Origin of the sequence: Bacillus cereus group sp. MYBK30-2 (genome assembly GCF_051915945.1) — a bacterium.
Taxonomy (GTDB): domain Bacteria; phylum Bacillota; class Bacilli; order Bacillales; family Bacillaceae_G; genus Bacillus_A; species Bacillus_A paramycoides.
Window position 1 is genome coordinate 1,340,138 of record NZ_JBQAFR010000002.1, and the last position, 15,731, is coordinate 1,355,868.

Consider the following 15,731-nt stretch of genomic DNA (forward strand, 5'->3'; position numbering starts at 1 on the left):
GAAAGTAATGAAGGTTCAAAACCCTTTTCCATATACAAACGACAATAAACGTTATCATACATGGAATTATCACTTACGAAATGAATTTGGTGAGAAAATCTTTAAAGTTTCATTAGATGCTGGCTTTGATTGCCCGAACCGTGACGGTACAGTCGCTTACGGCGGCTGCACATTTTGTAGTGCTGCTGGATCTGGTGACTTCGCTGGAGATCGCCGCGATGATGTTATAACGCAATATCATGAAATGAAAGAAAAAATGCGCTCAAAGTGGAAAGACGGAAAATGTATCGCTTATTTCCAGGCGTACACAAATACTCACGCGCCACTTGAAGTGTTAAAAGAAAAATTCGAACCGCTTCTAGCAGAAAAAGACGTTGTCGGTCTTTCTATTGCGACTCGTCCAGATTGCTTACCTGACGATGTTGTTGAATATTTAGCGGACTTAAATAAACGCACATACCTTTGGGTTGAACTCGGACTACAAACTGTTCATGAACGTACTGCAAATCTTATTAATCGTGCTCACGATTATCCATCTTATGTAGAAGGTGTTAATAAATTACGCAAGCATGGCATTAGAGTTTGCTCTCATATTATTAACGGTCTTCCACTTGAAAATTACGACATGATGATGGAAACAGCTCGTGAAGTAGCAAAGCTTGACGTACAAGGAATTAAAATCCATTTGCTTCATTTATTAAAAGGAACACCAATGGTGAAGCAATATGAAAAAGGACAATTAGAATTCCTTTCACTTGAAGATTACGTAAGTCTCGTTGTCGATCAACTTGAAATCATTCCTGAAGACGTAATTGTGCACCGCATCACAGGTGACGGTCCGCCCGATTTAATGATCGGCCCAATGTGGAGCTTAAATAAATGGGAAGTATTAAATTCCATCGATGCAGAATTTGTACGCCGCGGAAGCTGGCAAGGAAAATATGCAAATGAGGAGAAACAACAATGAAATTAGAACGCGTATTACCGTTTGCACGCACACTGCTGCAAACGGCTGTTAAAGAAGGCGATTATGCAGTAGATGCAACACTTGGAAATGGACATGACACTTGTTTCCTAGCTGAAATCGTTGGAGATAACGGAAAAGTATTTGGCTTTGATATTCAAAAAGAAGCGATTGAAAGCTCTATTATCCGCCTAAAAGAAAAAGAGCTTTTCGAACGTACTGTTTTAGTTCACGATAGTCACGATACACTCTTATCCGTACTACCGGAAGATGCAAAAGGAAAAGTAACAGGAGCAATTTTCAACTTAGGTTACCTCCCAGGCGGTGACAAGCACATCGTTACAAAGCCAAACTCAACAATCTCGGCCATCGAACAACTATTAGAAGTAATGGCACCTGAAGGTATCATTGTCCTTGTCATTTACCACGGACACCCAGAAGGACAAGTAGAACGCGACGCTGTTCTCAAATTTGCAGAAGAACTAGACCAAAAACAAGCTCACGTACTAAGATACGGCTTCATTAACCAGCAAAATAACCCGCCATTTATTGTGGCGATTGAGAAGCGATAAGATATCAACGATTTTTTCGATATATCGATTCTTCGACAAAACATAACAAAAAAAGACGTGCATTCACTGCACGTCTTTTTCTTATCCTCCTATATAATGGATATATACAATATTAAAGGGGACTAAACAATGATTGGAATACTAGCAGGAATGGGTCCAAAATCAACTGGACCATTCGTCGATACAGTTGTAGCACAATGCCAAACAATATACGGAGCAAAGCATGATATGGACTTTCCTCATATGATGATTTATTCGTGCCCAACACCGTTTTATATGGATCGCCCTATTGATCACGCGGTGATGAAAAAAGCGATTATTGAAGGGGCACAAAAACTTGAAAGTACTGGAGTAGACTTTATCGCTATGCCTTGCAATACGGCGCATCTTTATTTCAAGGAATTACAGCATTCTCTTTCCATTCCTATTTTGAATATAGTCGATGAGGCGTTACAAGCAATTCCTGATAACACGAAAAGAGTCGCTCTTCTCGCAACGCAAGCTACTGTTCAAGCTGGGATTTATCAAGATGGGATTACAAAGCGTGATATAGAGTACATTCATAATGAAAAATGGCAGGAAATGATTAATCAAATTATTACTTGTATTAAATGTGGGGAAGTTGAAGAAGCTCGCAAATTATGGAGTGCGCTCGTTTTACATTTAAAAAATGAAGTAGATACCGCTATTATCGCATGTACTGATTTGAATGTAGTTGCAAATGAAGATTTTGTAGATTCCTCTCAATGTCTTGCTGATGCCGTTGTTAGGATGTATTTAGCAAATATAAGGAGGACCTAATGAATATACCTTTTGAAATGGGTTATACATTTGACAAAAGTCTTAGAGAAAAGCCATTATCCCTTGCTGAAATGAAGCAGGGGATTGCATTTTTGAAAGAGCATTTACAAGAAGATCCGTTATACGGAAAAAACTGCGGATTAATCGGCGTTTATGAAAGAATCGTTGGTAACCTTTCTGAAAGTAAATATTACTTACATGAGGCAATTACCTATTTCACAAAATTAGAGAATAACCAAGGGCTCTTTATTAACAAACTACGACTTGCACATACATATCATTGGGAACGGGATTTTTATAAGGCGAACGCACTCTTTACTGAACTTCTACCCACACTGTCAAACTTCCCTACTTATGAGGATTTCCTCTACCAACATTACGGAAAAAGTAAGTTAGATGAAGGCGACTTACATACCGCCTTATCTTATTTTCAAAAGGCGCTTCAAATTCGGTTACAAAAAGGAAATGAGGAACTTATCCGCTCAACTAAGATGTGCATCGAGTATTGCATGTCACACTGATAAAGTGAAACTTTAATCAGTGGGGGTTTTGTTCATCCCCCACTGATTATTAGTTGAACCAATCGGGCGTTTACGGGCAGTTGATCTCCCACCTAACTTCCTCACATTCTCCGAATTTTGAGGTGGGAGTCTTACTGCCCGTTAATGCGGGATAAATATATCAACGATTTTCCTGACATATCGATTTACCGACGAAATTCGACCAAGCGACCCATCCTTCCCCTAAAACTTTTAACTTTTTTCACAATTCTTTCAAAGTAATCACACTTAATCTCGCTATATTAAATAAGTAATTTATTCATATAGGGAAGGTTAGGGGAACTGAAGTATGAAACTGAATCGTTCGCTTCATTACATTTTTTGGCGATGGCATTTTTATGCTGGGCTTTTTATTACGCCGCTTCTTATTACTTTGTCACTGAGCGGGATTGGGTATTTATTTCGAGAGGAAGTTGAAGATTTCATCTATAAAGATTTATATTTTGGGAAGAGCGCCCAAACTGAATCTATTTCGATGGCTGATTCTATTTCATTAACAGAGAAAAAGTATCCACATTATAACGTGACGAAAATTAGTGAGTTTAATGGAGATTACAATACGAGGCTCACAATTGCAAATGAATATACAGGAACACAAAAATATGTGTATTTAGATAGCAACAATCAAATTGTCGGGGATCAAAACGCAAGTGAAACGTTTGCCAATATTATGCGTGAATTGCATAGTTCCCTCTTAGTCGGCGGTACAGTTGTCAATTATTTAGTCGAACTCGCTGCATGCTGGACAATCTTTTTAATTGTAACTGGGTTGTATATGAGTATACGCCAATTTAAAAACACGCCATCATCCAATAAACGCGAACGAGCAAAACGACGTCATTCTATTATCGGTATTATATTTACAATTCCTCTCGTTCTGCTAGTCGCAACTGGATTACCTTGGTCAGGATTTATGGGCAATCAAATTTATAAAATCGCAACGTCAAATGAATCACTCGGATATCCGAAGTTATATATGTCACCACCTGAATCAAAGTTTAAAGAATTACCATGGGCAACAAGACAGGAAACTCCTCCTGAGTCTAACTCGAATGAACAGAAAGGAATATCAGTTGATGAGTTACAAAAAGGGATTCAAATAAAGAAGCCATATGTTATTTCACTACCAGCTGATCCGAAAGCTGTATTCACTGTTTCGAAATCGAGTGGTTCTGGTATTACAGGCATGCACGTAGCACCGAATGAAGAAATTACTGCCTACTTTGATCAGTATAGTGGAGAGCTTATTTCAAAAACAGACTATCGTGACTACGGATTATTTGCAAAATGGTTCTCTTACGGTATTCCTCTTCATGAAGGACATTTATTCGGATGGCCTAATAAAATATTATGCTTATTAACGACATTATCTTTATTACTTCTCATTTATTACGGAATAAAAATGTGGTTAGCAAGAAAACCGAAAGGAAAATTAGCAGCACCTCCAAAGCAAAGAGATAAGAAAAGCGTATTCATTTTCTTTATCATGATGGTTATACTAGGCGCTGTCATGCCTTTATTCGGACTATCTGTTTTAGTTATCTTCACAATTGAACTTCTCATATACGTATTTTCAAAAATACGATCATAATAAAAAAACCACTCTCCCTGAGTGGTTTTTTTCATCACTGCGCCATTTTCTTTCGGTACATCTTCCCGTTCCAATAGAAGAATCGTGAAGTTAGTCCCCCGTACTTTACAATGCGCCGTGCCATTTTTTGCATATTCTTTTCAGCGGATACTTTTTGATCTGATAAATAAATACCAAGTAAACCTCGGCTAATAAGACGATGAAACTTCGCATGAGGCAAATCACCAATGCTCTTTTCTGCTTTTTCTACAAAGTGCTTCATGCGTTCTAATATTACTTGTTCGTTTTCATAATAACTACAGAAATTCAAATCTCCACCGATACGGTCTTCTTCTTGATCGATGAAATAATCAAGTAAAATGTGAAGTCCTTGTACATACGGGAAATACCCTTGTCTAATTTTCGCAATATCTTCGTCATGTAATTCATCATGAAATGCATATGCCACAAGACAAAAGATTCCTAACGTTGATCCTGCACACGCCGAAAATTCAAACCAGCTCATCGGTGGTAAATTTTCTTTATGAGCTTCAAACCATGTTTTTAGACGCGGTTCTCTTTCTTCTAATTTCACATGTTTATGAATTTGCAAATCACAATAATAACAAGCAAGCTCATGAAGAATGGGAGCAATTTTTTCATAGTGCTTCGTTTTCTTTAAAACATCTTGGCATGTTTCAACAAGTTCGTCTAAATAACCACCATCATCTTGATCATCACGGTAACGATAATAATTACCGCCCCCTTCAACTTCAGGACTTAACGCCGTTAACATCGACTCATGAAGAGCCGCAAAGTCTTTCGGATCAAGTGATGTACTACGATCACATAAATTATCTAAGTAGTCACTAATCGTTTGATACGCTACGATAAAACGAATACATTCCTCTCGGTGTTCATTTGCTAATAACGCTAAAATGCCACCGCCCTCACAATGAAACGTTTTATGCTCAATACTTGCGATTGCCTGACTATGAAGCTCGTCATTCGGAATATGGTAGGCACGCTCTTTCCACATCGCTAGCTCATGGTGTACAACCGGAAACACATCACGGTATACTTTCGCCATGAGCGTTATGGGATTACTCGGTACGTTCACTTCTTCCTTCATCTCCTCTATTCAATATACAAATAATGATTTATTTGTTTGTTTTTACTATATTATTGACATGTATTTCAGTAAATGACTGAATATAATTCAAAATTTCATCACGTTCATACTCATTTAATAACTCATGATAGCAATTAGGCCATTCTTTATACGCCTTATCACTAATTTTAACATTATCAAACCATGTACGGACACGTATTTTATCTACAAGTTTATCCTCACATGCCTGCATTAGCAAGAGCGGAACATCTGGAAACTCATCTATTTTCTCATGAGCAATCTCGATAGACTTAATCAACTCACTATACCAACGTACTGATACTTTGCGCAAGAACAATGAATCATTTTCCATCGCATCTCTCACTTCATGATTGCGAGTTGACATTTCTACAGTGAGATTTGTTGCAAATTGTAACTTCGGGGCAACAACATTTAATATTTTCGAAGCTGCACGAAGCGAAGCGGAAGGTGCAGCTAATACGCCTAAACAAGGCGAGCTTAGTACGATTCCATCTATGTCCTCTCTTTTCGTTTCTTGCATCATACGAATAACGACAAGTCCTCCCATACTATGACCAAATAAAAAAATGGGCAATCTATACTTTCTTGCTTCTTTCACCCATAACTTTATTTCCTCTATGTATTCATCAAATGAATCGATATGTCCTCTATTTCTTGAAGTTGTTCCGTGTGCTGGAAGGTCTCCCATAACGACGTGATAACCGATATGATTCCACATTTCTGCAACTGCTTCATAACGCCCGTGATATTCCATAGCACCATGCACTATAATAATGACGGCTTTCGCTTCTTCCGCTTCGTAGTTCCACATACGAAACTCCTCCATTTCACTCTTTTTCATAATTTGATACACTAAAATTAGTCTCTAGGAAAGGAAGGCTTTACATGATATATCCTTACAAAGAAAAAAATCCGAAAATTGCGAGTAGTGCTTTTATCGCTGACTATGTTACTATTACAGGCGATGTGACAATTGGTGAGGAATCTAGTATTTGGTTTAATACAGTCATTCGTGGTGATGTATCACCAACGATGATTGGAAATAGAGTAAATGTGCAAGATCAATGTACGCTTCACCAAAGCCCTCAGTATCCTCTTATTTTAGAAGATAATGTTACAGTTGGGCATCAAGTTATTTTACATAGCTGCAAAATTGAAAAAGATGCTTTAATTGGAATGGGATCTATCATATTAGATGGTGCTGAAATTGGTGAAGGAGCTTTCATCGGTGCTGGAAGTCTCGTTTCACAAGGAAAGAAAATTCCTCCTAATACGTTAGCTTTCGGTCGTCCTGCGAAGGTCATTCGCGAATTAACAGAAGAAGACCGTAAAGATATGGAACGTATCCGCACACAATACATTGAAAAAGGACAATATTATAAATCGTTCCAAAAATAATTTTACCGCTGCCATAAGACTGGCAGCTTTTTTCATAAAAAAATCTAACTTTTTCTTTACAAAACATTATTATTCCCTCAACAAAACCTTATTAGAATAGGAGCTAATATCTCCATATATATGTAAATGAGGGAGGAAAAATCTCATGAAGGTCAGTGAATTATATAAAATAGAATGTTACATTTTCAAAGGAATTAACCGCTACTTTGATCAAAAAACATTAAATATCTTTTTCCGTAACATTACTCATATCGGTGGTGCAAGCTTCTCCATCGCGCTTACACTTTCCTTTTTATTGTTTGCAAAAGGCGCTCTATATCAAGCTGCAATTGCAACTGCCATTTCTTTAGCAATTAGCCATATTCCCGTACAAATATTAAAAAAATGGTACCCAAGAAAACGCCCTTATTTAACAATTCAAGATGCGAAATATCCAGTACATCCGTTAAAAGATCATTCTTTTCCATCTGGTCATACGACAGCTGCTTTCTCCGTTTTCGTTCCATTTATTTGCTATAACCCAAGCTTACTTATTTTTCTACTGCCACTAGCACTATGCGTCGGTATCTCCCGTATTTATTTAGGGCTTCATTATCCATCAGATGTATTTGTAGGTATGTGCCTTGGCACCTGCTCTGGCATCATCTCTTTTTATCAATTCATTCCACTTTTCACGTAAAGGAGCGATATGATGAGAGTCGCCATATTTACCGATACATTTACACCACAAGTCAACGGCGTCGCGAAAACATTGGCACGGTTAACACGTTATTTTCAGAAAGAAAATATCGCCTATTCTGTTTTCGCCCCTCAGCATACGGCTGAAGATAATTTCGTAGCGAATGTGAACAAAATGAGAAGTCTCCCGTTAACAATATTATATCCAGAATGCCGCTTTTCTTTTCCTACTCCGCGCATTAAACGGGAACTTCTTGCTTTTAAACCTGATATCATTCACATTGCCACACCTTTCAACATGGGACTTTGTGGGTTATATTATGCAAAAGATTAAACATCCCAGTTGTCGGTTCTTATCATACTGATTTTGACGCCTATTTACGTTATTATAAAATTGAATTTCTCTCCACTATGCTATGGAACTATTTAAAATGGTTTCATAGCCATATGCAAAAGAACTTTGTTCCTTCCCCTGAAACATTACATCAATTAAAGAATAAAGAATTTCAAAATCTCTATATTTGGGGACGCGGTGTAGATTGCTCTCTCTTTCATCCAACTTACAATAAAGACCTATTCCGAAAAAAATATAATATTACAGCGGACTATATTCTTTCCTACGTCGGACGCCTTGCTCCTGAAAAAGATATCGACACTCTTCAAACACTTATTCATACAACCAATAAAGAACGTAACAATATTCATTGGCTCATCGCTGGAGATGGCCCTCTTGCAAAGATCTTGCATGAAAATGTTCCAAAAACAAATGTAACCTTTACTGGATATTTACAAGGTGAGGATTTGGCTGAAGCCTATGCTTCTTCCGATTTGATGGTATTTCCATCTGCTACTGAAACATTTGGGAACGTCGTACTTGAATCACTCGCATGTGGTACACCTGTCATTGGTGCGAATAGTGGTGGGGTTAAAAATATTATTAAAGATGAAAAAACTGGATTTCTATGTGATCCAAAAAATGAGGACTCCTTTTTATCATCTATTTATTATTTATTAAACAATGAAGAAAAATTGAAACAAATGGGTTTAGCCGCCTCGTCTTATGCGAAATCACAAAGTTGGGATGAAATCTTTCTTAATTTACTTAACCAATATGAAGAAGTCCTTCACCGAAACAAGGCAGAGCTACTAGCTTAATTATAAAATAAACTCCCTACAATGAACCGTAGGGAGTTTACTACACAATCGTAAATTTTAGTTTAATAAATGATACATAAGGTGAAACATAATCTTGTATCTATAGCCATTATAACAGAATAATACATAACCAAACAGACTTGTAATAAAAACCCATAAAAATTAATATATGGTTATACAGTATTTTTACTGTATAATGATTTTAAGAAATTCTCCTTAAAATCAACTTACTCATATACCTTTATACAGCAATTGTTCCCCAATTTCTGTATATCAAAAAACCTTTCATTCATTTGAAAGGTCTTTTTGAGCCTGTACATATTCTTCTTTCGTATTCACATTTATAAACCAATACGAATTCGCTTGCACATCTTCTCCGGCAACATATTTCACATTACATTGTGATAAAAGCTGTCCCATACTTCTTTTTTCTTCCTGAAGCAGTTTATCAATTTTCCCTTTAACTCGTTTATGATACGCTGCCAATAGCGGCTGTTTTCTACCTTCAATTATAGGAACGATCGCATCATACTCATCGCTCGTTTGCTCTATTAAAATTGCAAACCATTCTTTTGAAACATTCGGCGCATCACAAGGCATTATGATATACCAGTCTGAATCTATGTATTCCATTCCTGATACAATTCCAGCAAGCGGCCCGTTCCCTTTATAGTGCGGAATATCTTCCATAACAGGAACTTGTATTAATTGCTCCAATCGCTCTTTTATATCAACATGACTAATGACTACAATTTCTTGCAAAGTACTTTCCATTACTTTCACAATATGCTCAACAAAAGTAGTCCCTTTCCAAATCGCTAACGCTTTCGGTTCTCCGAATCTACTCGACATGCCTCCTGCTAATACAATTCCAGTACACCTTTTCATTGGCGGCGCAGCTCAAATGTAATATGACCTAATTCAGGCAAAATCAATTTATTCATCGCAAGACGAACAGCTCCGCTAGACCCTGGCATCGAAAAGACTACTTTACGCCCGATTGTACCGCCAATTGCTCTACTTAACATTGCACTACTTCCGATATCTTCTAAGTAACTAATCATGCGGAACAGCTCACCAAATCCAACAATCTCTTTATCCAATAACGCTGACACTGCCTCAATCGTTACATCACGCTTCGTAATACCAGTACCGCCATTCGTTAGCACAACATCAACATCTTCTTGATGATAACCAGCTAACACAGCCTGCTGAATACTTTCTTTATCATCTTTCACAATTTCATAAGCAGTCACTTTATGTCCCGCTTCTATTAATAATGCATGTAATAATTGTCCGCTCTTATCAGTCTCTTCCATACGCGTATCAGAAATCGTAACAATTTTGCAGCGTACCTCTTTTGGTGCTTGTTTTTTATGTTCGATTGCGCTCATTTTGTATCCTTCCTTCCTTAAAGACTTTTCTTCATTTTATCATACATACCTTTACACAATTATGTATGAAGCCACTGATACGTCATGATACAATATAAGTATGTACAACCACAAAAAGGAAACTGAAAGATTACACTGTCTATTCCATGTCTTATACTCCTAACTTTCACATCATTAGCTACTATTTAATTGTCCTTATCTTTTTTACATAGTAAATTTTATTTTAAAACTCACATTACAAAATAATTTGGAGGTTCACACACTATGGAACTTTACAAAAAATTAACAACGACATTCATCCTCTTATTTATCGCTTCAATCACTGTTGGCTTTTCGTTAAAAGGCGCAATTCCATACGCTACATTAGTGGGTATTATATTCGCAACACTCTTTTTACTGTGCAGTGCCTTTTGCGCGGGAAAAGCACGTCAACTGAAAGGATGATCGTCTATGTTCCGTAAGAAACCAACCCTTTGTAAATCATGTGAAAAGGAAATACAAACGTATGAAAAAGCGTGGATTCATATGCCATTTCCGGCAAGCGGTATGACAAATATGAAAAAGTATATTGAGCTAGACGGAGAAGTTTATTGTGGTTCGTGCATTCAAATAATAAATAAAGAAAAATAAAAAAGCTTTGCGACACGCGCAAAGCTTTTTTCATATATTATAGACTAGCTTGCTCTTTTAAAGCAGCTGCTTTGTCTGTACGTTCCCACGATAAATCTACATCAGTACGTCCGAAGTGTCCGTAAGCTGCTGTTTGTTTGTAAATCGGGCGACGTAAGTCTAGCATTTTAATAATACCAGCTGGGCGAAGATCGAAGTTGTTACGAACTAGTTCTACTAATACATCTTCAGATACCTTACCAGTGCCGAATGTATCAACTGAAATTGATACTGGTTGCGCTACGCCAATTGCGTATGCAAGTTGTACTTCCGCTTTATCAGCAAGACCAGCTGCTACGATATTTTTCGCAACATAACGAGCTGCATATGCTGCTGAACGGTCAACTTTCGTTGCATCTTTACCAGAGAATGCACCGCCACCGTGGCGAGCATATCCACCGTAAGTATCAACGATGATTTTACGTCCTGTTAAACCAGCATCACCTTGTGGTCCACCGATTACGAAGCGACCAGTTGGGTTAATGAAGAATTTCGTTTCTCCATCCATTAATTCTGCTGGAACTACAGCTTTAATTACGTGCTCTTTTAAATCGCGATCGATTTCTTCCCATGTAACATCTGGATGATGCTGTGTAGAAATTACAATTGTATCTACACGTACAGGTTTACCATTTTCATCATACTCAACTGTAACTTGCGTTTTTCCATCTGGACGTAAGTATGATAATGTGTCATCTTTACGTACTTCAGTTAAACGACGAGCTAATTTGTGAGCAAGCGAGATTGGAAGTGGCATTAATTCTTGTGTTTCATTACATGCGAAACCAAACATTAAACCTTGGTCTCCTGCACCAATTGCCTCAATCTCAGCGTCAGTCATTTGACCTTCGCGTGCTTCTAGCGCTTGGTCAACACCCATAGCGATGTCAGCAGATTGCTCATCGATAGATGTTAAAACAGCACAAGTTTCTGCATCGAATCCGTATTTTGCACGTGTGTAACCAATGCCTTGAATTGTTTCACGAACGATTTTCGGAATATCTACGTAAGTAGAAGTCGTAATTTCCCCCGCTACCAATACTAAACCAGTTGTTACAGTTGTTTCACAAGCCACACGTGCATTTGCGTCTTTTGATAAGATCGCATCTAAAATTGAATCAGAAATTTGGTCACAAATTTTATCTGGATGTCCTTCAGTTACAGACTCAGATGTGAACAGATGACGTTTTTTTGTCATGTGGTAAACCTCCCTACAGTAATTGTATATATTGTACGGAACTCATCCTTAATTTGCCACAAACTGCGACATACATTTATTCTCCCACACAAGCATACAGAAAAACCTTTCCTACTTAACATAGAGGAAAGGTTTAATTTGCTACTTGCATACTGCTTTTTGCCCTTTGCTCTTATCGTTCGAGACCATTAGCCTCGCACAGGTTTTAGCACCTATTCACTTGTTATTTACCATCACAAGTGAGGTTGCTGGGCTTCATCGGGCCTGTCCCTCCGCCAGCTCGGGATAAGAGAGTATCCGTCCCAACCTATACTAAAGAAATGATATTCATTTGTCAATTAATATTCACATTTTCCTGAAAGTTTTTCTCAATAAGCATAGAATGAAATATTAATAAGGAAATAATGCATTCACACAAACAAAAACAAAGAAATAGTATACATTATTTATATGATTGTGTTATACTCTTGATGGGGATTACGAGAAATATTTCATTAAATGAAAAGGATGGTATATAAATATGAGTACTGTGAATGTCCAAATTGGTTTACATGAATTATTGAACGGAAGCAATGCACAGATTCAACTAAGTGTTCCGCAATTAGTGGAAAAAGTATTAATGCGAAATGAAGGGAAATTAACTTCTACTGGTGCCGTTTCTGCTTCAACAGGAAAATATACAGGACGTTCTCCTAAAGATAAATTTATTGTGAAAGAAGCATCGGTTGCTGACAAAATTGCTTGGGGAGCTGTGAATCAACCGGTTTCTGAAGAACATTTTAATAAATTATATACTAAAGTTTTAGAATACTTAAAAGAAAAAGAAGAGTTATTCGTATTCAAAGGATTTGCAGGCGCTGATCGTAACTATCGTCTACCAATTCAAGTTGTTAACGAATACGCATGGCATAATTTGTTCGTGCATCAATTATTTATCCGTCCAACTGAAGAAGAATTAACAACTCACGAATCGGAGTTCACAATTGTTTCTGCACCAAACTTTAAAGCTGATCCAGCAGTTGACGGTACAAATTCTGAAGCATTCATCATGGTTTCATTCGAAAAACGTATCGTACTAATCGGTGGTACAGAATACGCTGGAGAAATGAAAAAATCAATCTTCTCTATTATGAACTTCTTACTTCCAGAACAAGATATTCTTTCTATGCATTGCTCTGCAAACGTAGGCGAAGAAGGCGACGTGGCACTATTCTTCGGTTTATCTGGAACAGGTAAAACAACATTATCTGCTGATCCAAACCGTAAATTAATCGGTGATGATGAACACGGTTGGTCTGATAACGGTGTATTCAATATTGAGGGTGGTTGCTATGCAAAATGTGTAAACCTTTCTCATGAGAAAGAACCACAAATCTTTGATGCAATTAAATTCGGTTCAGTTTTAGAAAACGTTGTCATTAATGACCAAACACGCATCGCAGACTATAACGATACTACTTTAACAGAAAATACACGTGCTGCATACCCTATGCATGCGATTGACAATATCGTACTGCCAAGTGTTGCAGGACATCCAAATACAATTATTTTCTTAACTGCTGACGCATCTGGCGTATTGCCTCCAATCAGTAAGTTATCAAAAGAACAAGCTATGTACCACTTCTTAAGCGGTTACACTAGCAAACTAGCAGGAACAGAGCGCGGCGTTACATCTCCGCAAGCTACATTCTCAACTTGCTTCGGTTCACCGTTCTTACCGCTTGATGCATCTCGCTATGCTGAAATGCTTGGTGAAAAAATCGAGAAACATGATGCAAAAGTATTCTTAGTAAACACTGGCTGGACTGGCGGCGAATACGGCGTTGGTAAACGCATGAACTTAGGTTACACTCGTGCAATGATTCAAGCAGCACTAAGCGGTGAACTTGCGAAAGCAGAAACTGCAAAGCACGACATCTTCGGTCTAGAAGTACCTCGTCACGTTCCAGGTGTACCTGACGAAGTATTAATGCCTGAACAAACTTGGGCTGATAAAGCTGCTTACAAAGCGAAAGCAATTGAGCTTGCGAACGAGTTTAAAGCAAACTTCAAAAAATTCGATAGCGTTTCTGAAGATATTATTAACTTAGGCGGTCCAATCGCTTAAATTTAACTTTTCTGTTGAATAACCCTTTACTCATATGAATAAGTATTGTGTAATCACAAAGTTTCGCGTACTCACCGACAAAACCCAATGCGGCTTAACGGTTACACATACTTACATAAAAAAGAAGCTTACGTTTTTCACGTAAGCTTCTTTCTATATATTCTTCAATTTATCCACATACAAATCAAGTCTTCGAAAATATAAACAGATTTCTCGCTCACTTACTCTTTCTGTTTTCACGCGGCATGGGACAAAAAAGGCTCTGACCGCTTCTAACCATCGCTAGATCCCCTATTCCACCTAAAAAAGTTCTAAACCCAGTTTTCAATTTATACACTTGGATTTTCTCACATACAAATCAAGTCTTCGAAAATATAAACAGATTTCTCGCTCACTTACTCTTTCTGTTTTCACGCGGCACGGGGCAAAAAAAGGCTCTGACCGCTTCTATCCACCGCCGGATCCTCTATTCCATCTAAAAAGAAGCTTTTTTAGCTTTTTTAGCTTTTTTAGCTTTTTTAGCTTTTTTAGCTTTTTTAGCTTTTTTAGCTTTTTTAGCTTTTTTAGCTTTTTTAGCCTTTTTATCTATTTCGTTAATTCTTTTTCATCTTTCATACTATAGTAGCCTAAATTAATAACAATTAAAAAATAACCGCCCATAATACCAACTGCAAATGCCCACATAACCATATGGTGCTCAATTTCATACATAATAATGGCACCAAGAATTGCAGCTGCAAAACGATTAAACATACCAAGTGTCGGCGCCTTTGTTTTCTTTACAATGCTATCTCCAAGCTTCTCAATACGTCTTCCTAAAATCCAAACACAATACATGCTTACAATAAGTCCAATTCCAGCACCTAAAAAATGAGCTGAAAATGGTGTTATCGCCCAACCTAGTAACATAATACCTAGTAGATAATACGCTTGAATTTTAAACGACCTTAATGACATACTAATCATGCTGTACTCCTCTTCAATAGTTTTTATCTATCCAACAAAGCTGTATAACTCACTTAGTTCGAGTCCATACTACTTAAAAATTCATTTACATACCTATTTCATCCAAATTAAAAACAACATAAACACAATGTTTACGTTGTTAAAATGTTTTTAGGAAATAATATTATACAAGATTCCTAGTATAGAATCACCGATAAATGTGACGTTTTTCAAAACATTTTTCGTCCATTTATGAAAAAAATGATATCAATCTATGAACATACGGATATGATGTAATAAGCACATAAATAAAGGGGGCGTCTAATGATTTATTTTTTAATGGCTCTCATTCACCTCATTGTCCCTGCCCTTATTGGCCTTTCATTATATTGGTACACGAAAAATCATAGTATCTTCTATGCTGTCCTCGGTGTTCTTCTTCCAGGAATTATTCTTATTACACTCTTCCGCATTCCTTTTCTTAATTTAATTCCACTTATTACTGCCATTTTATTTCTCGTATTTTTACCTAAAATAAAAAAATAGGAAAGCAGATCATAGGTGATC

General features: G+C 37.2%; 17 protein-coding genes, 1 pseudogene and 1 riboswitch. Of the genes and pseudogenes, 12 read left to right on the forward strand and 6 right to left on the reverse strand.

All coding sequences use genetic code 11. The features are described 5' to 3' along the window. The first annotated feature begins 7 nt into the window (after nt 1–7). From ACTFQM_RS18590 to ACTFQM_RS18610, 5 genes are all read left to right on the forward strand, one after another. On the forward strand, nt 8–967 hold the full coding sequence (locus ACTFQM_RS18590; RefSeq protein ID WP_002173869.1) for a TIGR01212 family radical SAM protein: 960 nt from the start codon (nt 8–10) through the stop codon (nt 965–967). Continuing rightward, nucleotides 964–1,536, forward strand: a complete 573-nt coding sequence (locus ACTFQM_RS18595; RefSeq protein WP_440035587.1) for a class I SAM-dependent methyltransferase — start codon at nt 964–966, stop codon at nt 1,534–1,536. The genes ACTFQM_RS18590 and ACTFQM_RS18595 overlap by 4 nt, the downstream gene beginning before the upstream one ends. 129 nt (nt 1,537–1,665) lie before the next feature. Next, complete coding sequence (locus ACTFQM_RS18600; RefSeq protein ID WP_440035588.1) at nt 1,666–2,337, forward strand: aspartate/glutamate racemase family protein; 672 nt, start codon at nt 1,666–1,668, stop codon at nt 2,335–2,337. Then, nucleotides 2,337–2,858, forward strand: a complete 522-nt coding sequence (locus ACTFQM_RS18605) for a hypothetical protein (protein WP_440035590.1) — start codon at nt 2,337–2,339, stop codon at nt 2,856–2,858. The genes ACTFQM_RS18600 and ACTFQM_RS18605 overlap by 1 nt, the downstream gene beginning before the upstream one ends. Nucleotides 2,859–3,186: 328 nt before the next feature. Further along, the gene (locus ACTFQM_RS18610) at nt 3,187–4,488 is read left to right on the forward strand and encodes a PepSY-associated TM helix domain-containing protein (RefSeq protein ID WP_440035591.1); all 1,302 of its coding nucleotides are present in this window, start codon (nt 3,187–3,189) and stop codon (nt 4,486–4,488) included. A gap of 34 nt (nt 4,489–4,522) precedes the next feature. On the opposite strand, the gene ACTFQM_RS18615 is transcribed toward ACTFQM_RS18610, so the two are convergent. Next, on the reverse strand, nt 4,523–5,587 hold the full coding sequence (locus tag ACTFQM_RS18615; RefSeq protein WP_025148906.1) for a tetraprenyl-beta-curcumene synthase family protein: 1,065 nt from the start codon (nt 5,585–5,587) through the stop codon (nt 4,523–4,525). 40 nt (nt 5,588–5,627) lie between these two features. Next, nucleotides 5,628–6,431 (reverse strand): lysophospholipase, encoded by an 804-nt coding sequence (locus tag ACTFQM_RS18620; protein WP_440035593.1) that lies wholly within the window; start codon nt 6,429–6,431, stop codon nt 5,628–5,630. Nucleotides 6,432–6,505: 74 nt separating this feature from the next. Here ACTFQM_RS18620 and ACTFQM_RS18625 point away from each other — a divergent pair, with 74 nt between their 5' ends. The 3 genes and pseudogenes from ACTFQM_RS18625 (at nt 6,506) to ACTFQM_RS18635 (ending at nt 8,851) form a co-directional block, all read left to right on the forward strand. Then, the gene (locus ACTFQM_RS18625; RefSeq protein ID WP_440035595.1) at nt 6,506–7,018 is read left to right on the forward strand and encodes a gamma carbonic anhydrase; all 513 of its coding nucleotides are present in this window, start codon (nt 6,506–6,508) and stop codon (nt 7,016–7,018) included. Nucleotides 7,019–7,163: 145 nt separating this feature from the next. Then, entirely contained in the window at nt 7,164–7,697 is a 534-nt protein-coding gene (locus ACTFQM_RS18630; protein ID WP_002173876.1) for a phosphatase PAP2 family protein, read from the forward strand. A 12-nt stretch (nt 7,698–7,709) separates the two neighbouring features. Next, nucleotides 7,710–8,851, forward strand: a pseudogene (locus ACTFQM_RS18635) (glycosyltransferase family 4 protein). Nucleotides 8,852–9,136: 285 nt separating this feature from the next. On the opposite strand, the gene ACTFQM_RS18640 reads toward ACTFQM_RS18635, so the two are convergent. Together ACTFQM_RS18640 and ACTFQM_RS18645 are read right to left on the reverse strand one after the other, a co-directional pair. Then, on the reverse strand, nt 9,137–9,739 hold the full coding sequence (locus ACTFQM_RS18640) for a molybdenum cofactor guanylyltransferase (protein WP_440035597.1): 603 nt from the start codon (nt 9,737–9,739) through the stop codon (nt 9,137–9,139). Continuing rightward, nucleotides 9,736–10,245: a MogA/MoaB family molybdenum cofactor biosynthesis protein gene (locus tag ACTFQM_RS18645; protein WP_440035599.1), complete on the reverse strand. Its 510-nt coding sequence runs from the start codon at nt 10,243–10,245 to the stop codon at nt 9,736–9,738. The genes ACTFQM_RS18640 and ACTFQM_RS18645 overlap by 4 nt, the downstream gene beginning before the upstream one ends. A gap of 264 nt (nt 10,246–10,509) precedes the next feature. On the opposite strand from ACTFQM_RS18645, the gene ACTFQM_RS18650 reads away from it, so the two are divergent. Together ACTFQM_RS18650 and ACTFQM_RS18655 are read left to right on the forward strand one after the other, a co-directional pair. Beyond that, entirely contained in the window at nt 10,510–10,689 is a 180-nt protein-coding gene (locus tag ACTFQM_RS18650; RefSeq protein WP_002173880.1) for a hypothetical protein, read from the forward strand. 6 nt (nt 10,690–10,695) lie between these two features. Further along, nucleotides 10,696–10,875 carry a hypothetical protein gene (locus tag ACTFQM_RS18655; RefSeq protein ID WP_440035601.1) on the forward strand — a complete coding sequence of 60 codons (180 nt, stop codon included), beginning with the start codon at nt 10,696–10,698 and terminating at the stop codon, nt 10,873–10,875. Between the two features lie 37 nt (nt 10,876–10,912). On the opposite strand, the gene metK is transcribed toward ACTFQM_RS18655, so the two are convergent. Continuing rightward, nucleotides 10,913–12,112, reverse strand: coding sequence for a methionine adenosyltransferase (gene metK, locus ACTFQM_RS18660; protein ID WP_025148899.1), 1,200 nt, complete (start codon nt 12,110–12,112; stop codon nt 10,913–10,915). Between the two features lie 169 nt (nt 12,113–12,281). After that, nucleotides 12,282–12,404, reverse strand: a riboswitch (SAM riboswitch). A gap of 228 nt (nt 12,405–12,632) precedes the next feature. Here metK and pckA point away from each other — a divergent pair. Further along, nucleotides 12,633–14,219: a phosphoenolpyruvate carboxykinase (ATP) gene (gene pckA, locus ACTFQM_RS18665; protein WP_440035604.1), complete on the forward strand. Its 1,587-nt coding sequence runs from the start codon at nt 12,633–12,635 to the stop codon at nt 14,217–14,219. A 585-nt stretch (nt 14,220–14,804) separates the two neighbouring features. On the opposite strand, the gene ACTFQM_RS18670 is transcribed toward pckA, so the two are convergent. After that, complete coding sequence (locus ACTFQM_RS18670) at nt 14,805–15,185, reverse strand: ATP synthase subunit I (protein WP_002173884.1); 381 nt, start codon at nt 15,183–15,185, stop codon at nt 14,805–14,807. A gap of 303 nt (nt 15,186–15,488) precedes the next feature. On the opposite strand from ACTFQM_RS18670, the gene ACTFQM_RS18675 reads away from it, so the two are divergent. Next, entirely contained in the window at nt 15,489–15,710 is a 222-nt protein-coding gene (locus tag ACTFQM_RS18675; RefSeq protein WP_000639048.1) for a hypothetical protein, read from the forward strand. The last annotated feature ends 21 nt before the right edge of the window (nt 15,711–15,731 follow it).